Genomic DNA, 18,412 nt, shown 5'->3' with positions numbered 1-18,412 from the left:
TGATGTTTTTTTTATATAAAAAAAAGGTTATAAAATGATTATCCAAAATGAATATGGTAAAATAAATAGCATGATATTGATGATGAAAGTAGGTGGACATTATGCTACAAGAAGATATTAAATTTTACGTTCTGAACGGTAAATTTGAAGAAATTAAAAATATAATGTCCAATATTGATTTTATGGAATTCGAAGAAGTATATATATCCTGTGCTCATGAACAAGAAAACATTATGTTTTATACTTGTATATTAGATATGATGAAGGCTAATGAAACAGCAGAATTACATGATTTAGCATTTTTATTATTAGTCTATCCTTTGAGTGAAGTGGAAGGTGCTTTAGAAGCGGCATATTATCATGCAGATGCTTCTATTCAGTTAACAAATGGTAAAGAAATAAAAAGTTTGCTTCAAATGCTATTATTATATGCTATACCTGATCCAATTATTTCAGATTCTGAAGCGTTTAAAGTAGCTAAACAAATTTTAAAATTAGATCCTAATAATCATGTAGCAAGAAATGTGTTAAAAGATTCAGCTAAACGCATGGATAATGTTATAGTAAATTTTGATGAATTAAAGAAATTTGGAAGTTCAAAATAATATAGTGAAATAAGAGAGTTAGATAATGAATAACCATAGTTATTCATTTTATCTAACTCTTTTTTAATAATATTTTACTTAGTAACTCAAATATAATTTTTTGTGACAAATTATTAAAAATATTAAATTTTTTAAATTGTTTGTAAGGGTATTAACACTAGTATTTAGAAGCGATAAGCGTTGTCTCGCAACGTTTATGCACTGTTGCATAATATTATTAGTACGTTATAATTTTGAATGTGTCAAAAATAAGGAGGTTAATTAATACATGGGGTTGAATAAAGAATCTATAAAAATAGGTTTTGCTTATGTGGGGATTGTAGTAGGCGCAGGATTCTCTACAGGGCAAGAAGTAATGCAATTCTTCACGCCTTATGGTTTATGGTCATATATTGGCGTGTTAATATCAGGATTAATTTTAGGATTTATAGGACGACAAGTCGCTAAAATTGGAACGGCTTTTGAAGCAACAAACCATGAATCAACATTACAATATTTATTTGGTGAAAAATTCAGTAAAATTTTTGATTATATTCTAGTCTTTTTCTTATTTGGGATTGCTGTAACAATGATTGCAGGTTCAGGCGCAACGTTCGAAGAGAGCTTTGGTATACCTACATGGCTTGGCGCGTTAATTATGACGGTCGTTATTTATTTAACACTATTATTAGACTTTAATAAGATCGTAAGAGCGTTAGGTTTCGTTACACCATTCTTGATTGTCATGGTAGTTCTTATTGCTATATATTATCTATTCGCTGGAAGTATCCCTATCAGTAAAGTTAATAGTACAGTAGATCATCCAAGTTTATTCTTAGGTATTATTAGAGGGTTAATGTACGGTGGATTAGCTTTTGCTGTAGGATTTAGTACGGTTGTGGCGATTGGTGGAGATGCATCTAAACGTCAAGTATCTGGTGCCGGTGCTTTATTTGGTGGTGTAGTGTATACTGTTTTACTTGCACTGATTAACTTTGCACTACAATCAGAATATCCACAAATTAAAAATGAACAAATTCCAACTTTAAAATTGGCGAACGAAATTCATCCATGGCTTGGATTAGTTTTAACAGTGATTATGTTAGCAGTAATGTATAATACTATTTTAGGATTGACTTATTCGTTTGCTGCACGTTTCACTGAGCCATACAGTAAAAAATATCATATATTTATTGTTATTATGATGATTGCAGCCTTTATTTTAAGTTTCGTTGGTTTTGCAGATTTAATCAACTTCTTATATAACATTATGGGCGTAGTTGGATTATTTATTGTGGTAGCAGTGCTTATTAAATATTATTTACGTAAAAGTGATAACAAAGACCACATTGCTTAAAATTAATAAAATAAATAATCCATAAAAAAACTGCCTACAAAGTTAAATAACTCATAGACAGTCTAAAGCAATTCGTGTAATTAACACGAATTGCTTTTTTGCATTTTGAACGTAGCGTATAATACATATTGTAATTAAAGTAGTAATTTAGCCATAATATATTTATTAAAATATTGATTGTTGATCAGTAATTTATTTTTAAGTTCGCCTTCAATATTAAATCCAGCGCCTTTAAGTAGCATGAGTGCGTGTGTATTTTCAGGAACGACTGAAGCTTGAAGACGTTTAATATTATGGTTAAGAGCCCAAGCTTCAACAGCATTAATTAAAGCAAGTCCAATACCTTTTTTTTGATAAAATTTAGTAACACCAAGTGTAATGATTGCTTCGTGTTGTGTACGTTCGTATTTTTCAGTAGTGACGAATATACATCCAACGAGTTGATCATCTTCTTCAGCTACATATATGGTATTTCTCGGAGAAGTGATAACACGCTCTAGAAGATTACTAATAGAAGAAACACTAGGGTTAAATTCTCCAGGATTATAAAGTGTATAATCAGATTCATCATATATTTTAGTTAATAATGTTGTCAAAGCTTCAGTATCTTTTATACTAATTTCACGAATAATATGAGCCATTCGGCTTCCTCCTGAGATAGTAATATAACATATATTATACCAATTATTTAAAAAATATACATATTTAGAATTTTAAAAAGGAGTAACAGAATAATGAAACCTAATGTATTATTAGCGGGTGGTAGTGGTTATATAGGTAAGAATATTAGCAGTGCGATAGAAAATGATGCAAATTTGTTTGCTTTATCTAAATATCCAAATACAAAAAAAGAGTTTAATCATAATATAAAATGGCTAAAAAAAGATATTTATAATTATGAAGATGTTAAATCAGCAATGTCAGGTATGAATATTGCAGTATTTTATTTAGATCCTAATAAAAATTCTGCCAAGCTTACTCAAGCAACTGCACGTGATTTAAATCTCATTGCAGCCGATAATTTTGCAAGAGCAGCAGCACAACAAAAAATAAATAAAATTTTGTACGTAAGCGGTAGTCGCTTTGATAATGAGACAATACAATGTTTAAAAAACTATGGTGTTCCTGTAGAAACGACTGAGACCTATATCAAACGCTCTCATATTAATGTTGAGTTACAAGTGTCTAAATATAATGATATACGGACAGCATTAAGAATGATATTACCTAGGAAATGGTCTTTAGAACAATTAGTCGCTTATTTTTTTAAATGGCTGAATGATACACGTGGTACATTTTTACACACGAAATATATAGAAAATCGATATATAATATATACTCGTAATGAGTTTAAGCCTCTATTAGTAATGAAGAAAGAAGTAAATGATAATAGTTTAATTACATTTAATTTAGTAGGCGGTTCAATTATAAAAAAACGTTCTAAAAAACAAGGAAAATTGGAATTTCGTCAAATTAAAGGAACGCGTTTAGTAATTGTTCAACTATATGATTATATTCCTAAATTGTTATGGCCACTCTATTATTTTTTTCAAGCTCCCGTACAAGGTTTAATTATGAGAGGGTTTGAAATTGATTGTCGTATTAGGCATTTCAATGGACGTGTGCAATCAGGAGAAAAAATGAAATATACAAAGTGATAGGATGAAAACACATGCAAATATTATTAGTAGAAGATGATCAGACGCTTTTTCAACAACTAAAGAAAGAATTAGAAAATTGGGATTTTTTTGTTTATGGTGTCAATGATTTTAGTAACGTAATGGAAACATATCATAATGTTCAACCAGAAATCGTTATAATGGATGTGCAATTACCTAAATATGACGGATTCTATTGGTGTCGTCAAATTAGACAAGTATCTAATGTGCCTATTTTATTTTTATCGTCACGTGATAATCCTATGGATCAAGTGATGAGTATGGAATTAGGTGCAGATGATTATATGCAAAAGCCTTTTCATACCAACGTACTAATTGCGAAGTTACAAGCAATTTATCGACGCGTATATCAATTTGGCGCAGAAGAAAGACGTACATTAAATTGGCAAGATGCACTAGTAGATCTTTCAAAAGATAGTATTCAAAAAGGCGATAAAATCATTTATTTATCTAAAACTGAAATGATTATTTTAGAAATGTTAATTCAAAAACAAAATCAAATTGTGACTAGAGATACATTAATTACAGCGTTATGGGATGATGAAGCGTTTGTGAGTGATAACACATTAACAGTCAATGTAAATCGATTACGAAAAAAATTATCTGAGATCGATATGGAAACAGAAATTGAAACAAAAGTAGGTAAAGGATATATGGCACATGAGTAATGTGAAATGGTTTTGGCTATTTCTTAAAACACGAAGTAATTGGATATTTTGGATTATATTTTTGCAGTTTGTGTTTTTAGGGATGGCATATATAGACTATGATATGGCAATTGAAAGTGTAGCGTACATTGTCTTATTAAATATAGGTTTAACTTGTATATTTCTTATTTTTACTTTTTTAAGAGAAGTAAAATTATATCAACATTTTTATAATAATAAGGAAATCGAAGAAATTAAACATAAAGAATTAGCTGAGAATCCATTTCAACAGGAAATGGTGGACTATTTATATCGTAAATTATTGTTTCAAAAAGAAAGAGCTACTGAACAACAAATTCATATACAAGCGTCTGAACAATCGTTAACTGAATTTGTTCACGATATTAAAACACCTGTTACAGCAATGAAATTATTAATTGATCAAGTTGAAGATATGGAACGTAAGAAAGCCTTACTTTATGAATGGTCAAGAGTGAATGAATTATTAGATAAGCAACTTTATTTAACACGTCTTGAATCTAAAAATAGAGATATGTATTTCGAAAAAGTACCATTAAAACGTTTAGTGATCGAAGAAATTCAACTTACGCGGCATATCAGTCAAGTTAAAGGTATTGGCTATGAATTAGAATTTGACACGAATCCAGAAGTATTTACAGATGTAAAATGGTGTCGCATGATGATTAGACAGATTTTATCTAATTCTTTGAAATATTCTCAAGGAAAAGATATTGTGATTCGGTCGTTTGCTAAAAAAGACCATATCGCTTTAGAAATTACTGATTATGGGCGTGGGATTAGTGCTAAAGATTTACCACGTATTTTTGAAAGAGGCTATACTTCTACCGCAAATCGTAATGAAACAACTTCTTCTGGAATTGGTTTATACTTAGTAGAAAGTGTAAGACATCCATTAGGTATTGAAGTAGAGGTCGAGTCGACGGTGGGTGAAGGAACAACATTTATTTTAACGTTCCCTATGCAAAACGAAGTCATAGAAAGAATGTCACAAGAGAAATTAAGTCTATCATAAAGACGTTGTTAAAATAGTATATAAGTGCAATTGTTCGCTTTATCGCAAGGAGATATTGGACTTTACTATAAAAAGTTTGGACTAAAACTTATATAATATTTAAAGTAAATACATAAATTAAGCTTATGGAAATATCATTTTAGTGTAATAAGTGAGTAGAACATTGAGTGAAACCTGGGACTTTATAGTGACGTCTCAGGTTCATCTATATCATTCAATCGTTAAAATATATGATAGTGAGGGACATTCTAAATTGACAATATTACAAGCAAAGCAAATTGTTAAAACATATGGGACAAAACAAACGATACAAGAAGTGTTAAGAGGCATTGATTTAAATATTGAAACTGGAGAGTTTGTTTCAATTATGGGACCTTCTGGATCTGGTAAAACAACATTACTTAATGTTTTAAGTTCAATTGATTATTTATCACAAGGATCTGTAATACTAAATGGAAAACAATTGGAAAAGTTATCAAATAAGGAACTATCAGAAATTAGAAAAAAAGATATTGGATTTATTTTTCAAGAATATAATTTATTACACACACTTACTGTAAAAGAAAATATTATGTTGCCTTTATCAGTACTTAAATTAAATAAGGAAGAAATGAATAAACGTTATAGACAAATTACTGAAGCGCTTAATATATATGATATTAGTGACAAATATCCGTCTGAAATTTCAGGGGGACAACGTCAACGAACATCTGCAGCGCGTGCATTTATTACATATCCTAAAATCATTTTTGCGGATGAACCAACAGGCGCTTTAGACTCTAAGAACACTAGGGATTTACTCACACGTTTTGAAAAAATAAATAAAATCTATGATGTAACTATTATTATGGTTACACACGATCCACTTGCAGCAAGTTTTTCTAATCGTGTTGTAATGTTGAAAGATGGCTTAATATTTACTGAAATTTATCAAGGACAAGATAATAAACAATTATTTTATGAAGAAATATTAAGAGCCCAAAGTATATTAGGTGGCAAGATTTATGAGTTTTAGCTATATTATTTGGAGAAATTTCCTAAGAAATATCAAGCACTATGCTATTTATATGTTTTCATTAGTCATTAGTACCGTTTTATATTTTAGTTTTATTACGATTAAATATGTTCATCATCTCCATATACATGAATCTTTATCTATGATTAGAGAGGGTTCTAAAATAGGAAGTTATTTTCTATTTATAATCATCGTTGTCTTTATTATGTATACCAATATTCTTTTTATTAAAAGACGAAGTTACGAATTGGGACTATTACAGATTATGGGGTTAAATAAAGTAAGTATTATTTATATGTTTATGTTAGAACAATTGTTTATTTTCTTAATCACTGCAGTTTTAGGTGTGATAATAGGGATTGTTGGGTCTAAAATTTTACTTATGATTATATTGAAATTATTAGGTATACATACCTCGGTTTCGCTTGTTTTTAGTGTAGACGCTATAATTCAAACCTTATTTATTTTAATCATTGCATATATTTTAATTATTCTTCAAGCTATCATTTTCTTAAATAAATATTCTGTTACGCAATTAATGGAGTCTGAAGAATATATAGATGAAACAGGTAAACATATTACATTTGGAGAAATTATTCTAGGAATTTTAGGTATTGTTTTCATTTTGGCAGGATATTATTTATCCACACGATTTGTTGAATTATTAGATGATATCGTATTACCTTTTATTATTTTATTTTTAACTGTGATCGGAGCTTATTTCTTTTTCAGAAGTTCAGTGTCTCTTATATTAAAAATAATTAAATCATTTAAAAGTGGAAATGTAACTGTAAATGATGTTATTTTCACTTCTTCATTAATGTTTAGGATTAGAAAGAATGCTTTCTCTTTAACAATCATTTCTATTATTTCTGCTATTACCGTATCGGTCCTATGTTTTGCAGCAATTAGTCGAGGATCTTTAAGTAAAGAAATTTCATTAGAATCACCTTATGAAGTAACAACGAACAACGACATCTTGTCTGAAAAGTTAAAATATCAATTAGAGCAACAGCATATTGCATATAACTATAATTATAAGCAAGTAGTGTACACGCATTTATATAAAGATTATCTATTTGATGTAAATGCAGCTAGACCTTATTCGGTGACTGTAACAAGTGAAGATTACTTTTCAAATGTTTCTTTGAAAAAAGGACAAGCAGATTTAATTATCCCAGAAGATGTTATTCCTGAATTAACTAAACATCGACCACACGGGACAACACTGATTGGTACGAAACGACATCATATTAAAGTTCAACTGCGAAAAGTGATTCATAAAGTTTATTTTAAAGAGAGTATAGATTTAGGTGGACCGACACTCGTGCTTAATAACGAGGATTATCAATTTATAAAACAACATGTTAAAAATAAGGACATCATTTCTCAACATGGTTTTGATTTAAAACATACAAAAGATATACCTAGATTAGAAAAGACTATCAATCACATGAATCAGAATTTAAAAACTAGAAGTCAGATAGCAAGCGAAATTTCAAGTTTAACAGGAATTTTATTATTTGTAAGTTCTTTTTTAGGTGTTGCATTTCTTATAGCAACTGGATGTATTATCTATATTAAACAAATTGATGAAACTGAAGATGAATTAGAAAATTATTCAATATTACGTAAATTAGGTTTTACTCAAAAAGATATGGATAGAGGTCTAAAATTGAAAGTGGCGTTTAACTTTGGACTACCTTTAGCTATTGCTTTACTTCATGCATATTTTGCAGCACTTGTATTTATGAAATTTATAGGATTCACAAATCAAACGTCCATTTTTATCGTTATGATTATTTATACAATCGTATATAGTATGTTTGCATTTATTGCTTATAATCATTCTAAGCGAACGATCAATCACTCAATTTAAGAGAGAATATTTCGAGTTTGTAAAGAATTTGTAAATTTATTGTAGAGATGAAAAATTTATGATATTTTCAATTAGAGACAACTTAGGCGTTAAGTAGAAGTGTATCGTAACTGGTATAACATTATATTTACATAAATTTTACAAAAGCTTTCTAAATAATGTTTTAAAATAAGCTATTGTAAATGTAGCTCATTTTTAAATTGTCTTAAATTAAATAATAAACGTGTGATTGATAGCAATCGCTAAAATGGAGGCATTATAATGTTCACTAAGAAAAAGGATAAGTTTATGGTTCAATTAGAAGAAATGGTATTTAATCTGGACCGTGCAGCTGTAGAATTCGGAAAAATGGATTTTAATACCCATTTAGATTTAAAAGCTTATTCTGATAACATTAAAACGTACGAGTCACATGGTGACGAACTTATGCACAAAGTCATTAGCGACTTAAATCAAACATTTATCACTCCTATTGAACGAGAAGACATTCTATCATTGTGTAATGCAATCGATGATGTACTTGATGCAATGGAAGAAACATCTGGAATGTTTGAAATGTATTCAATTGAATATACTGATGAATATATGGCTGAATTTGTTGACAATATTCAAAAAGCTGTCGCTGAAATGAAATTAGCAGTTGGTTTACTTGTTGATAAAAAATTATCTCACATGAGAATTCATTCAATTAATATTAAAGAATTTGAAACAAATTGTGATGGTATATTAAGACAATCAATTAAACATATCTTTAATAGTGAAACCGATCCAATCACTTTAATTAAAATTAAAGATATTTACGAAAGCTTAGAAAATATCGCTGATAAATGTCAAGCTGTTGCTAACAACTTTGAAACAATTATCATGAAAAATAGCTAAGGGAGTTTTAAATTATGGAATATGTATTAGTCATCACTATAGCTATCGTTGCATTTTCTTTAGTCTTTGACTTTATCAATGGCTTTCATGATACAGCAAATGCAATTGCTACTGCGGTTTCTACACGTGCATTGACACCAAGAACAGCTATTCTTCTAGCGGCAATTATGAACTTTATAGGTGCACTTACTTTTACAGGGGTAGCTGGAACAATTACTAAAGATATCGTAGATCCATTTAAATTACAAAATGGTCTAGTAGTAGTATTAGCGGCTATTATCGCTGCTATTGTTTGGAATTTGGTTACTTGGTTATATGGTATACCAAGTTCTTCATCTCATGCCTTAATCGGCGCTATTGCTGGAGCTGCAATAGCTGCACAGGGGTTTACAGTATTACATTACCAAGGTTTTACTAAGATTATCATTGTATTAATTATTTCACCAATTATCGCATTTTGTGTTGGTTTTATCATGTATACAATTGTTAAAATTATTTTTAAAAATGCGAATCTTACGAGAGCAAATCGTAATTTCCGCTTTTTCCAAATGTTTACTGCAGCGCTTCAATCGTTTTCACATGGTACAAATGATGCTCAAAAATCAATGGGTATTATTACTCTTGCTTTGATTGTAGCGAATTTACAAGATCCATCGAATGTGGAACCAGTATTATGGGTTAAAATTGCTTGTGCCACAGCAATGGGTCTAGGAACTGCAATTGGTGGTTGGAAAATTATTAAAACAGTAGGCGGAAATATAATGAAAATACGACCTGCTAATGGGGCAGCTGCTGATTTATCTTCAGCATTAACGATTTTCGTTGCTTCATCATTACACTTTCCATTATCTACAACACATGTTGTATCGTCATCAATTTTAGGTGTAGGTGCATCAAATCGTGCAAAAGGTGTAAAGTGGAATACAGCTCAACGTATGATTATTACATGGATTATTACATTGCCAATTTCTGCTATTTTAGCAGCAATTATATTTTGGATTTTAAATATTTTTCTTTAAGGTAAAATAACCACAAAATAAGCTTGAGACATGTTTATGTCTCAAGCTTATTTTGTGGTTTGAATCATATTAATGAATATAGTTATAGTTAGAAACTAATGAAGCAGGAATCACACGAGTATCTGTGTTATAAGGGCCATATGTATAATTCATTTCTGAAATTAGAATACTACCATCTGGATTCACACGCTCCACGTATGCTACATGGCCATAATACCCAGCAGTCGATTGCATAATTGCTCCAACAGTAGGAGTATGATTAACAATATAACCATCTGAGGCAGCATTATAAGTCCAATACTTAGCATCAGACCAATATGTACTAATGGGTAATCCAGCTTGGGCGCGACGATTAAACACATACCATGTACATTGCCCAGCAGTGTATAAATTTTGATGGTTAAAGGTTGGTGAAGCATTAGTAGATGATGAGTTTGTAGTACTCGAACTACTTGGAATTTTTAATACTTGACCAGGGTAAATTAAATAATTTTTCAAATTATTTGCATTCATTAAGTTAGTAACTGAAGTTCCATATTTATTAGCGATACGAGAAAGTGAATCACCAGATTGAACAGTATAAGTAGTAGAAGACTTACTTGATAAACTACTTGATGTAGTAGATGTTGTAGTTGACGATCCATTAATAGTTAGTACTTGTCCTGGAAAAATTAAATTACCATTTAATTGATTATTTCGTTTAAGCTCATCAATAGTGGTATTGTATTTGTTTGCAATACTCCATAAAGAATCTCCAGGTTGAACAGTATGTTGTGTTGATGCTTCAGCATGATGAGAGAAAAATGCTACAGCTCCTGACGCAATAGATAACGTAAAAGCTAACTTTTTCAAACTACGTACCCTCCTTGAATTTTAAAATTTATTTTTAGAATTTAATATTGTTAAATTTGTATAATTTACCTTTTTATATCACATGCATATACTATCAAAAAAATATAAGAATATGTGGATTGTTATTATCTTGTAATATGATTAAAAGTAATACGATTTTTTGTAAATAGATAAAAACCCTTGATACAGTAGTTTTTAACAGTTTTATTTAGATAAAATTAAATTGCTTTAAAAAGAAATTTGTAATATTTCTTACAGTAAAATTGAAGCAAGGACGTATCGTGTAAGAGGTAAGTTGAATTGTTTTTAATGATTTAAACTTGTAATAATTTTTGTATTTTCTTGATAAGATACCTACTTAAAAGTAAATAAATTATACTATTTTTTTATTCTCAACAAATATTGTACAATTAATGTAAGATACTATTTAAAAGAGGAGTATAAGATGCCGAGTTCTTCAAATTTAGTAAATCATCAACATCAAAACGCACGTTCAAAAGATAATACTCAACAAAACCATGCATATCGTAAAGTTTGGCTATTTTTTACATATTATTGGCTTATTTTTGGGATTGGCTGTTATTTAGGTCAATATTTGCCTGTAGAATGGCGACGTCCTTTATCAATCACATTATTTGTTATTGTATTAGCGACGTTATTTATTAAAAGAGCACGTAAATATGGTCTTATTATTTCGCATATCTATGCTATTATTATTGGCTTATTATCGTATGCAACATTTTCAATGTATATGCAAAATTTAGGCGCAGACGTTTTTTATAAAAATATATTGTTAGCCATTATAGCGTTCATTGTATTTGGAATATTGGGGTATTTTGTCATTAATGATGCTTCTAGCTTAGGTAAATATTTATTTGTAACATTAATTGCGCTTATTATTGCTAGTCTAGTTGGCTTATTTATTCGTAATTCAATATTCCATATCGTTATTACAATGGTTAGTTTAGTCTTGTTTTTACTATATACATTATTTGATTTTAATCGTATGAAACATGGTAGATTTACGCCAAGAGAAATGGGTTTTAATTTATTTCTTAATTTATTAAATATCATCAAAGATATATTGAATTTAGCAAATCGCTTTAAAAACTAGACATTCATATTTATAATAAGTTGAATATTTAGAAAAGATGTTCTCACATTGTTTTCAAAACATTTTAAATAAAGAGTAGTCTAAAGCTGTTTATTTTATTAAAGTAAGAAGGCAATTATAGAGCATCTTTTTTAAATAATTATGAAATGTATTTAATATAAAATTAAACTTAATTTAATTTTATACGTATTTTTGATTTAGTATTAATGTTGTGATAGATTTACATTTAAACACTTATAAATTAGCATTTTTATATAAACACATTAAAAGAAGGACTACCAAGATTAGAAAGAGGTTAGTATATGTCTAATGGGTATTTTCACGTACTTACTAAGCATGAATATCAAATGACACGTTGTCAAGATGGTATCATATTGCTGTTCCCAATAAAAGGTTCATTAGAAATTCAACATTTTGCCAAAAAAGTGACGATTAATAACGATATCTACGTTATAAACAATAAAGATATTTTTTCAATTAATAAGAATGAGAAAACAATAATGATTTATATTGCAAGTGATTGGTTTAAAGAAGAAGGATTTAATTTCTTTGATTATAAATATTCAATTAATTTAGTTAAATCTATTAATGCAATAAAAAAAGCATTATTACAGATAACAATGAATCATATTAATCATAAATCTGTTTCAGAAGATAACAAATACATAGTTGACATTGTTCAAATTATTGGAAGACAAGGTAGTGTTGAAATAGATATTGCTAATGATCAATATAATTATGCTTATTATGGGGAGTTAAGTGAAGTATTAGACTATATTAACGAAAATATTGAAAAGAAATTAACATTAAAAGACGTTTCATCTAATCTATTTACATCTAAATCTAATTTATCATCACAATTTACACAGTTGTTAAATATTAGTTTTAAAACTTATGTAGACACTTTGAAGATTGCAAATTCATTTGAATTATTATTGAAAACAAACGATACGATTAGTTTAATTAGTGAAAAAGTAGGGTTTAGTAATGCATCAAGTTATTCTAAAACGTTCAAAAGTTATATGGGAATGACACCAAATGAATATAGATCGTGTAATAAATATGAAAAAATGATTTTTATGGATTATGAAACTCATATTGATGATAGTTTACAAAATATAAGAGATATGATTCAGTCACAACAATATTATTATCAAAAGAAAACAGAACATAAAATATATATCGATTCAAAATTAGATACGTTTATTAAACCTTATCAATGTGTAGTACAGATCAATACGATTGAAGAAATAAAACTGTTATTTTTAGAGAAATATATCGATTATCTTGACGAGAGTCCGTCATTAATGATTTATGTAAGAGCGGATATGAAAGAAATAAAAGAACACTTCACTGTTAAAGAACTTCAGCGAATATTTGAATATATTATTAGAAAAAATCTAAATATAAGTTTTAAACTTGAGGATTTAAATCTAATTGACTTCCTTGAAATGACATATGAAAATGTATTAGATTATCTTGAAATAAACCAAGTTGAAGTAAATGTAAATCACGAATTGGGGATTGTTTTTGATTTAGAAAAGATTGATTTAAAAGCCATTTATCGTATGATATTAAAAATACAACATAAAACAAATCGGTTTTCTTTTGGATTAGAAATTAGTAACTTGCTAAATAATCCAGTTTTGTTTAAAACTTTAGAATCGCAAATTAAAAGAGTGAATTTCCAATTTCTGTTTATTGATAATTCAAAACTAAATCAACCCTATTTAATAGAAGATAATAATCGTTTATTAGTAAAGAATATATTACGATATCAAAATATACGTGAAATTTTAAATCACATTGATTTAGAAAATCAAAGAATCATATTTTTAAACGTTGAAAATCATGCGTTTTTAAATAGTGAATATAATGACTTAAATAGTAGTGCCCCGTTAATTGTAGAAACAAACATTAAATCAGCTCAACACTTTGATGGTATTGGTTTCAATTTTAGACAGGATAGTCATCAATTTAATGCTTTACATCTTTTTGATGAAAAAGGTTTTAAAACAATATTAGGGACAATGATGGCATATATCATGACGCTTAGTCAGGAACCAAAATACATTAAAGATCACTATATAGTGATTGAAAAAGAAAATAAATTCATACTATTTATATATGATTGGCGTGTTCTAGAAAGTGAATCACGAAATGCTAATTATGAAAAAACTGATATATATGTAGATTTTAAACATAAGACAAATAAAAATCATCTTATAAAAATTCAAAAGTTTGATGATTATAATGGCAATATTAATCATATTATTACTGAAGACATACGTAATCGTTATCAATGGTCTAAAACATTCTTGAAGAAAGTAAATCGTTTATTACATTCTTCTTTTAAAATTAGAGAACATGACTTTAATAAAGAGGCATTACAAATTAAACTTGATTATAACGGGCTTTATATAATTGAGATATATAAATAATAAATTTCATCTCAAAAAAGTTTTGCACAACAATATTTGAGTTTGTTGGTAAATTTAACAAAAAATTCAAAACAAATGCAAAAGACAGAACTCCAAAATTAAAGGATAATATATGTTGAATTGTTCGCTTTTATTGGAGGTGCAAATGCTTGAGTAACGATGAATTAAATCGCTTGCTGAAAATCTATAAACAATATAAAGCGTTGTCTGAATATATAGACAAAGAATACAAACTAACCTTAAATGATTTAGCTTTATTAAAATTAGCTTATGAATACACAGCAGACGATCAAATTTTAATGCAAACATTCTTAAAAGTTGCAATTGAAGAACTAGAATTAAGTAGAACAAAATTACTTGTTTCTATACGCAGACTAATAGAAAAAGAGAAATTAAGTAAGGTTCGATCAACAGAAGATGAACGTAAAATTTTTATCTATATGAACAAATCTAATATTGATCAATTTAATGCTTTATTTAATGATGTAGAAAGATTTTTAAGTAATTAACTAAATGAATTGGGAGAGTACTGACAGGGGGATGCTTTGTCAGTATTTTATTTTTTTTAAAGAAGTAACATTTTTTCAATTTAGACAATAAATTATTAATACTATATAATAAGTAGTATTGAGTAAGAAAGCGAGATGACAATATGGGACGTAAATGGAATAATATTAAAGAAAAAAAAGCCCAAAAAGATAAAAATACTAGTAGAATATATGCAAAATTTGGTAAAGAAATTTATGTAGCGGCTAAATCAGGGGAGCCAGATCCTGAATCAAATCAAGCATTAAGACTTGTGCTAGAAAGAGCAAAAACATATTCTGTTCCAAATCATATTATAGATAGAGCCATTGATAAAGCTAAAGGTGGTGGAGATGAAAATTATGACCATCTACGTTATGAAGGATTTGGTCCAAGTGGCTCCATGATTATTGTAGATGCCTTAACTAATAACGTGAATCGTACAGCATCAGATGTTAGAGCAGCATTTGGAAAAAATGGTGGTAATATGGGTGTATCTGGTTCAGTAGCTTATATGTTTGACCATACTGCAACGTTTGGTATCGAAGGGAAATCTGCCGATGACGTCCTAGAAACATTGATGGAACAAGATGTAGATGTAAGAGACGTTATTGAAGAAGATGGCTTGACGATTGTGTATGCAGAACCTGATCAATTTGCACAAGTACAAGATGCACTACGTCAATCAGGTGTAGAAGACTTTAAAATTGCAGAGTTTGAAATGTTACCTCAGACTGACATTGAACTTTCAGCAGATGATCAAGCAACACTTGAAAAACTTATTGATGCACTTGAAGATTTAGAAGATGTTCAAAATGTTTTCCATAATGTGGACTTAAAATAATGAAATACACGGCTTCGTTTTGGATACAATCGTTAGACTTGGAATCTCATCCAGAAGGTGGATATTATAAAGAAACTATTCGACCAGAGGGTATAAAGAAAGAAGAAAGGGCATCTTTTAGTAGTATACTTTTCTTATTAAAAGCAGATGATATCTCGCATTTTCATCGTATAGATGCTGATGAAGTATGGTATTATCATGCTGGTGTATCACTAGAGATACATATGTTAACTGAAGATGGCCAGTATCGTAGTGTCTTGTTAGGTCCAAATGTAGACCATGGAGAAGTGCTACAATATGTTGTTCCCAAAGGAACCATTTTTGCTTCGAGTGTACCTCATTCGGAAGGTTATAGTTTAGTAGGCTGTATGTGTCAACCTGCATTTGAATTTAAGTATTTTGAATTATTCACACAAGATGAGTTGATAGAAGTATATCCACAATATCGCCGAATGATTCAAAAATATGCATTGAAAAACATTGAGTATTAATAATTAGACACTTCATTCATCTAGTTAAGTATAACTACATGAATGAAGTGTCTTTTTTAAAAAGAGATAGAGGACACCATTGCTGACATGCTTCTATTCAGCAGTACCAAAAAGTTCATTAGCTAATTCTACAACATAAGCTAATTTGTTCCATTGCTCTTGTTCAGTTAGAGCATTCCCTTCTTCTGTAGAAGCAAAACCACATTGTGGACTAATACAGATATGGTCAATATTTACATATTGTTCTGCTTCTTTAATTCTTTTTTTAATTGTGTCTTTATTTTCCAATTCACCTGTTTTAGAGGTGATAAGTCCTAAAACTGCATAAGCATTGTCATTAAAGAAACGAAGCGGTTCGAAATCACCTGAACGTTCATCATCATACTCTAAAAAGAAACCATTTAAATTTTCTTTAAATAGGTAAGGGGCGATGGCTTCATATCCTCCAGAAATTGCCCAAGTTGATTTATAGTTACCACGACAAATATGAGTAGTCAGAATTAAATCATTTGGCAGTCCTTCGATCGCTTTATTAATCACTTTATAGGCCAAATCACGTGCTTTTAGTTTTTCATCTTCAGAACGTTGACGACCTCTCACTTTTTGAGTACCGTCAGTTAAACCAGCCCAGTATACGTCATCTAATTGAATATAGCGCGCTCCTAAGTCATAAAATGCTTGTAGCGTTTCATGATAAACTTTGGCAATATCATTTGCAAAATCTTCTATATTAGGGTAAATCGTTTCATTTAAAATATTAGGGTGGAATAATTGATTTGGACTAGGTATTGATACTTTAGCAGTTGCGCGACCAGCCACTTTTTTATATAAAAACTTAAAGTGTTCAAAGTGTGGATGATTTGAATTAAATGATACTTTGTCCACAATTCTCACATTATGTGCACGTGTTTCTACACCTTCAAATTCTAATCCGTGGTCAGGAGTATATCCTTATACGCCATTAATATTCTCTAGAAAATCAAAGTGCCACCAACTTCTACGAAATTCTCCATCTGTAATGCTATGTAAACCAATCTCAATTTGTTTTTCAATAATACGTTCGATTTCTTCATCTTCAATACGTGTTAATTCTTCTAAAGATAATTCGTTATTATTAAACTTAAATCTCGCTTCTTTTAGGCGTTTAGGACGTAATAAACTTCCCACGTGATCTGCTCGAAAAGGTCTAACTGTCATATATAAAACGCTCCTTTTATTTAGAATTTTCAGATAATATAGAATAAAACTATCAAATCTTAGTGTTTTTGTCAATTTTACCTAAAAATTTAATAGTTGTAGTAAAATGAAATTGAAAAATTAATAAATTTATATGCTAAAAGTAATAAAGCATGGCATAAGATGACATGGTTTACTTAGTTTAATATAATAATGACAAGGAGTTGGTGGCTTTATGAAAATTAAATACATAGATAAACGTCACTGGCGTCGCCTAATTGAACGTGATTACATAGAAGTTAAGGTAAATAATAATAGGTTTAAAGGTATTATTGGCTTGGTCACGATGAAAAAGGTGCGTGAGCCTTTAGAGGTGACGGTGGTCGATCAAAATGTAGTTGTAGTAGATAATAACTATAAATGGCTACAAATTTTGCCAGAAAAAAAACGCTATAGTATTACTGCAATGTTTGATGATAAGGGGAATCCATTAGAGTACTATTTTGATATTAACATTAAAAATATTACTCAAAAAGGGAACGCGAGAACATTAGATTTATTTTTAGATGTGTTGGTTTTACCATCCACTGGTGAATATGAGTTAGTAGATGAACATGATTTAGAACTAGCTTTGAAAAATGGACAAATTACGAAGAAACAATACCATGAAGCCTATATTATCGCTCATCAATTGATGATTGAGATTGAGGACAATTTTGCAGAGATACATCATCGAATTATGCATTGTTATAAAAAGATGATAGGTAAATTAAATAAGCATAAGAAAGCGTAATTATATTTCTTTAATACTAAAACAATAATGAAATAGTATCAATTTTATTTACCATCATAGCCG

Annotated in this window: 17 protein-coding genes and 1 pseudogene; 15 read left to right on the top strand and 3 right to left on the bottom strand. The window is 29.2% G+C overall.

What is annotated here, in order from left to right; all coding sequences use genetic code 11:
• Positions 1–101 precede the first annotated feature (101 nt).
• Entirely contained in the window at positions 102–605 is a 504-nt protein-coding gene (locus HMPREF3131_RS04515) for a hypothetical protein (RefSeq protein ID WP_017176005.1), read from the top strand.
• Positions 606–873: 268 nt separating this feature from the next.
• Complete coding sequence (locus HMPREF3131_RS04510; RefSeq protein ID WP_049379654.1) at positions 874–1,941, top strand: YkvI family membrane protein; 1,068 nt, start codon at positions 874–876, stop codon at positions 1,939–1,941.
• Between the two features lie 134 nt (positions 1,942–2,075).
• On the opposite strand, the gene HMPREF3131_RS04505 is transcribed toward HMPREF3131_RS04510, so the two are convergent.
• Positions 2,076–2,582 (bottom strand): GNAT family N-acetyltransferase, encoded by a 507-nt coding sequence (locus HMPREF3131_RS04505; RefSeq protein WP_017176003.1) that lies wholly within the window; start codon positions 2,580–2,582, stop codon positions 2,076–2,078.
• Between the two features lie 93 nt (positions 2,583–2,675).
• On the opposite strand from HMPREF3131_RS04505, the gene HMPREF3131_RS04500 reads away from it, so the two are divergent.
• The 7 genes from HMPREF3131_RS04500 to HMPREF3131_RS04470 all read left to right on the top strand — a co-directional run bounded on the left by HMPREF3131_RS04500 (position 2,676) and on the right by HMPREF3131_RS04470 (position 10,113).
• Positions 2,676–3,599, top strand: coding sequence for an NAD(P)H-binding protein (locus HMPREF3131_RS04500; RefSeq protein WP_017176002.1), 924 nt, complete (start codon positions 2,676–2,678; stop codon positions 3,597–3,599).
• Between the two features lie 14 nt (positions 3,600–3,613).
• Entirely contained in the window at positions 3,614–4,288 is a 675-nt protein-coding gene (gene graR / locus HMPREF3131_RS04495) for a response regulator transcription factor GraR/ApsR (RefSeq protein ID WP_017176001.1), read from the top strand.
• On the top strand, positions 4,281–5,321 hold the full coding sequence (locus tag HMPREF3131_RS04490) for a sensor histidine kinase (protein WP_048683078.1): 1,041 nt from the start codon (positions 4,281–4,283) through the stop codon (positions 5,319–5,321). Before graR ends, HMPREF3131_RS04490 begins: the two co-directional genes overlap by 8 nt.
• 253 nt (positions 5,322–5,574) lie before the next feature.
• On the top strand, positions 5,575–6,336 hold the full coding sequence (locus tag HMPREF3131_RS04485; RefSeq protein ID WP_017175999.1) for an ABC transporter ATP-binding protein: 762 nt from the start codon (positions 5,575–5,577) through the stop codon (positions 6,334–6,336).
• Complete coding sequence (locus HMPREF3131_RS04480; protein ID WP_070436492.1) at positions 6,326–8,215, top strand: FtsX-like permease family protein; 1,890 nt, start codon at positions 6,326–6,328, stop codon at positions 8,213–8,215. Before HMPREF3131_RS04485 ends, HMPREF3131_RS04480 begins: the two co-directional genes overlap by 11 nt.
• A gap of 261 nt (positions 8,216–8,476) precedes the next feature.
• Entirely contained in the window at positions 8,477–9,094 is a 618-nt protein-coding gene (locus HMPREF3131_RS04475) for a DUF47 domain-containing protein (protein ID WP_002449132.1), read from the top strand.
• A 14-nt stretch (positions 9,095–9,108) separates the two neighbouring features.
• A complete protein-coding gene (locus tag HMPREF3131_RS04470) occupies positions 9,109–10,113 on the top strand; it encodes an inorganic phosphate transporter (protein WP_017175997.1) in 1,005 nt (334 codons plus the stop codon).
• A gap of 69 nt (positions 10,114–10,182) precedes the next feature.
• On the opposite strand, the gene HMPREF3131_RS04465 is transcribed toward HMPREF3131_RS04470, so the two are convergent.
• Positions 10,183–10,965 (bottom strand): CHAP domain-containing protein, encoded by a 783-nt coding sequence (locus HMPREF3131_RS04465; protein ID WP_017175996.1) that lies wholly within the window; start codon positions 10,963–10,965, stop codon positions 10,183–10,185.
• A gap of 445 nt (positions 10,966–11,410) precedes the next feature.
• On the opposite strand from HMPREF3131_RS04465, the gene HMPREF3131_RS04460 reads away from it, so the two are divergent.
• From HMPREF3131_RS04460 to HMPREF3131_RS04440, 5 genes are all read left to right on the top strand, one after another.
• Positions 11,411–12,079, top strand: coding sequence for a Bax inhibitor-1/YccA family protein (locus HMPREF3131_RS04460; RefSeq protein WP_017175995.1), 669 nt, complete (start codon positions 11,411–11,413; stop codon positions 12,077–12,079).
• 302 nt (positions 12,080–12,381) lie between these two features.
• On the top strand, positions 12,382–14,520 hold the full coding sequence (locus tag HMPREF3131_RS04455; RefSeq protein WP_070436491.1) for a helix-turn-helix transcriptional regulator: 2,139 nt from the start codon (positions 12,382–12,384) through the stop codon (positions 14,518–14,520).
• A 149-nt stretch (positions 14,521–14,669) separates the two neighbouring features.
• On the top strand, positions 14,670–15,029 hold the full coding sequence (locus HMPREF3131_RS04450; RefSeq protein WP_070436490.1) for a transcriptional regulator, SarA/Rot family: 360 nt from the start codon (positions 14,670–14,672) through the stop codon (positions 15,027–15,029).
• A 143-nt stretch (positions 15,030–15,172) separates the two neighbouring features.
• Entirely contained in the window at positions 15,173–15,889 is a 717-nt protein-coding gene (locus HMPREF3131_RS04445; RefSeq protein WP_017175992.1) for a YebC/PmpR family DNA-binding transcriptional regulator, read from the top strand.
• Positions 15,889–16,380: a cupin domain-containing protein gene (locus tag HMPREF3131_RS04440; protein ID WP_017175991.1), complete on the top strand. Its 492-nt coding sequence runs from the start codon at positions 15,889–15,891 to the stop codon at positions 16,378–16,380. The genes HMPREF3131_RS04445 and HMPREF3131_RS04440 overlap by 1 nt, the downstream gene beginning before the upstream one ends.
• Positions 16,381–16,473: 93 nt before the next feature.
• Here HMPREF3131_RS04440 and HMPREF3131_RS04435 read toward each other — a convergent pair.
• A pseudogene (locus HMPREF3131_RS04435) lies at positions 16,474–17,577 on the bottom strand (5-methyltetrahydropteroyltriglutamate--homocysteine S-methyltransferase).
• A gap of 214 nt (positions 17,578–17,791) precedes the next feature.
• On the opposite strand from HMPREF3131_RS04435, the gene HMPREF3131_RS04430 reads away from it, so the two are divergent.
• Positions 17,792–18,349 (top strand): ribonuclease FAU-1 family protein, encoded by a 558-nt coding sequence (locus HMPREF3131_RS04430; protein ID WP_017175988.1) that lies wholly within the window; start codon positions 17,792–17,794, stop codon positions 18,347–18,349.
• Positions 18,350–18,412: the final 63 nt, after the last annotated feature.

The organism is Staphylococcus sp. HMSC14C01 (genome assembly GCF_001808085.1).
Taxonomy (GTDB): domain Bacteria; phylum Bacillota; class Bacilli; order Staphylococcales; family Staphylococcaceae; genus Staphylococcus; species Staphylococcus hominis.
Note: the sequence above shows the minus strand (reverse complement) of the source record. Positions and strands in the feature narration are given on the sequence as shown.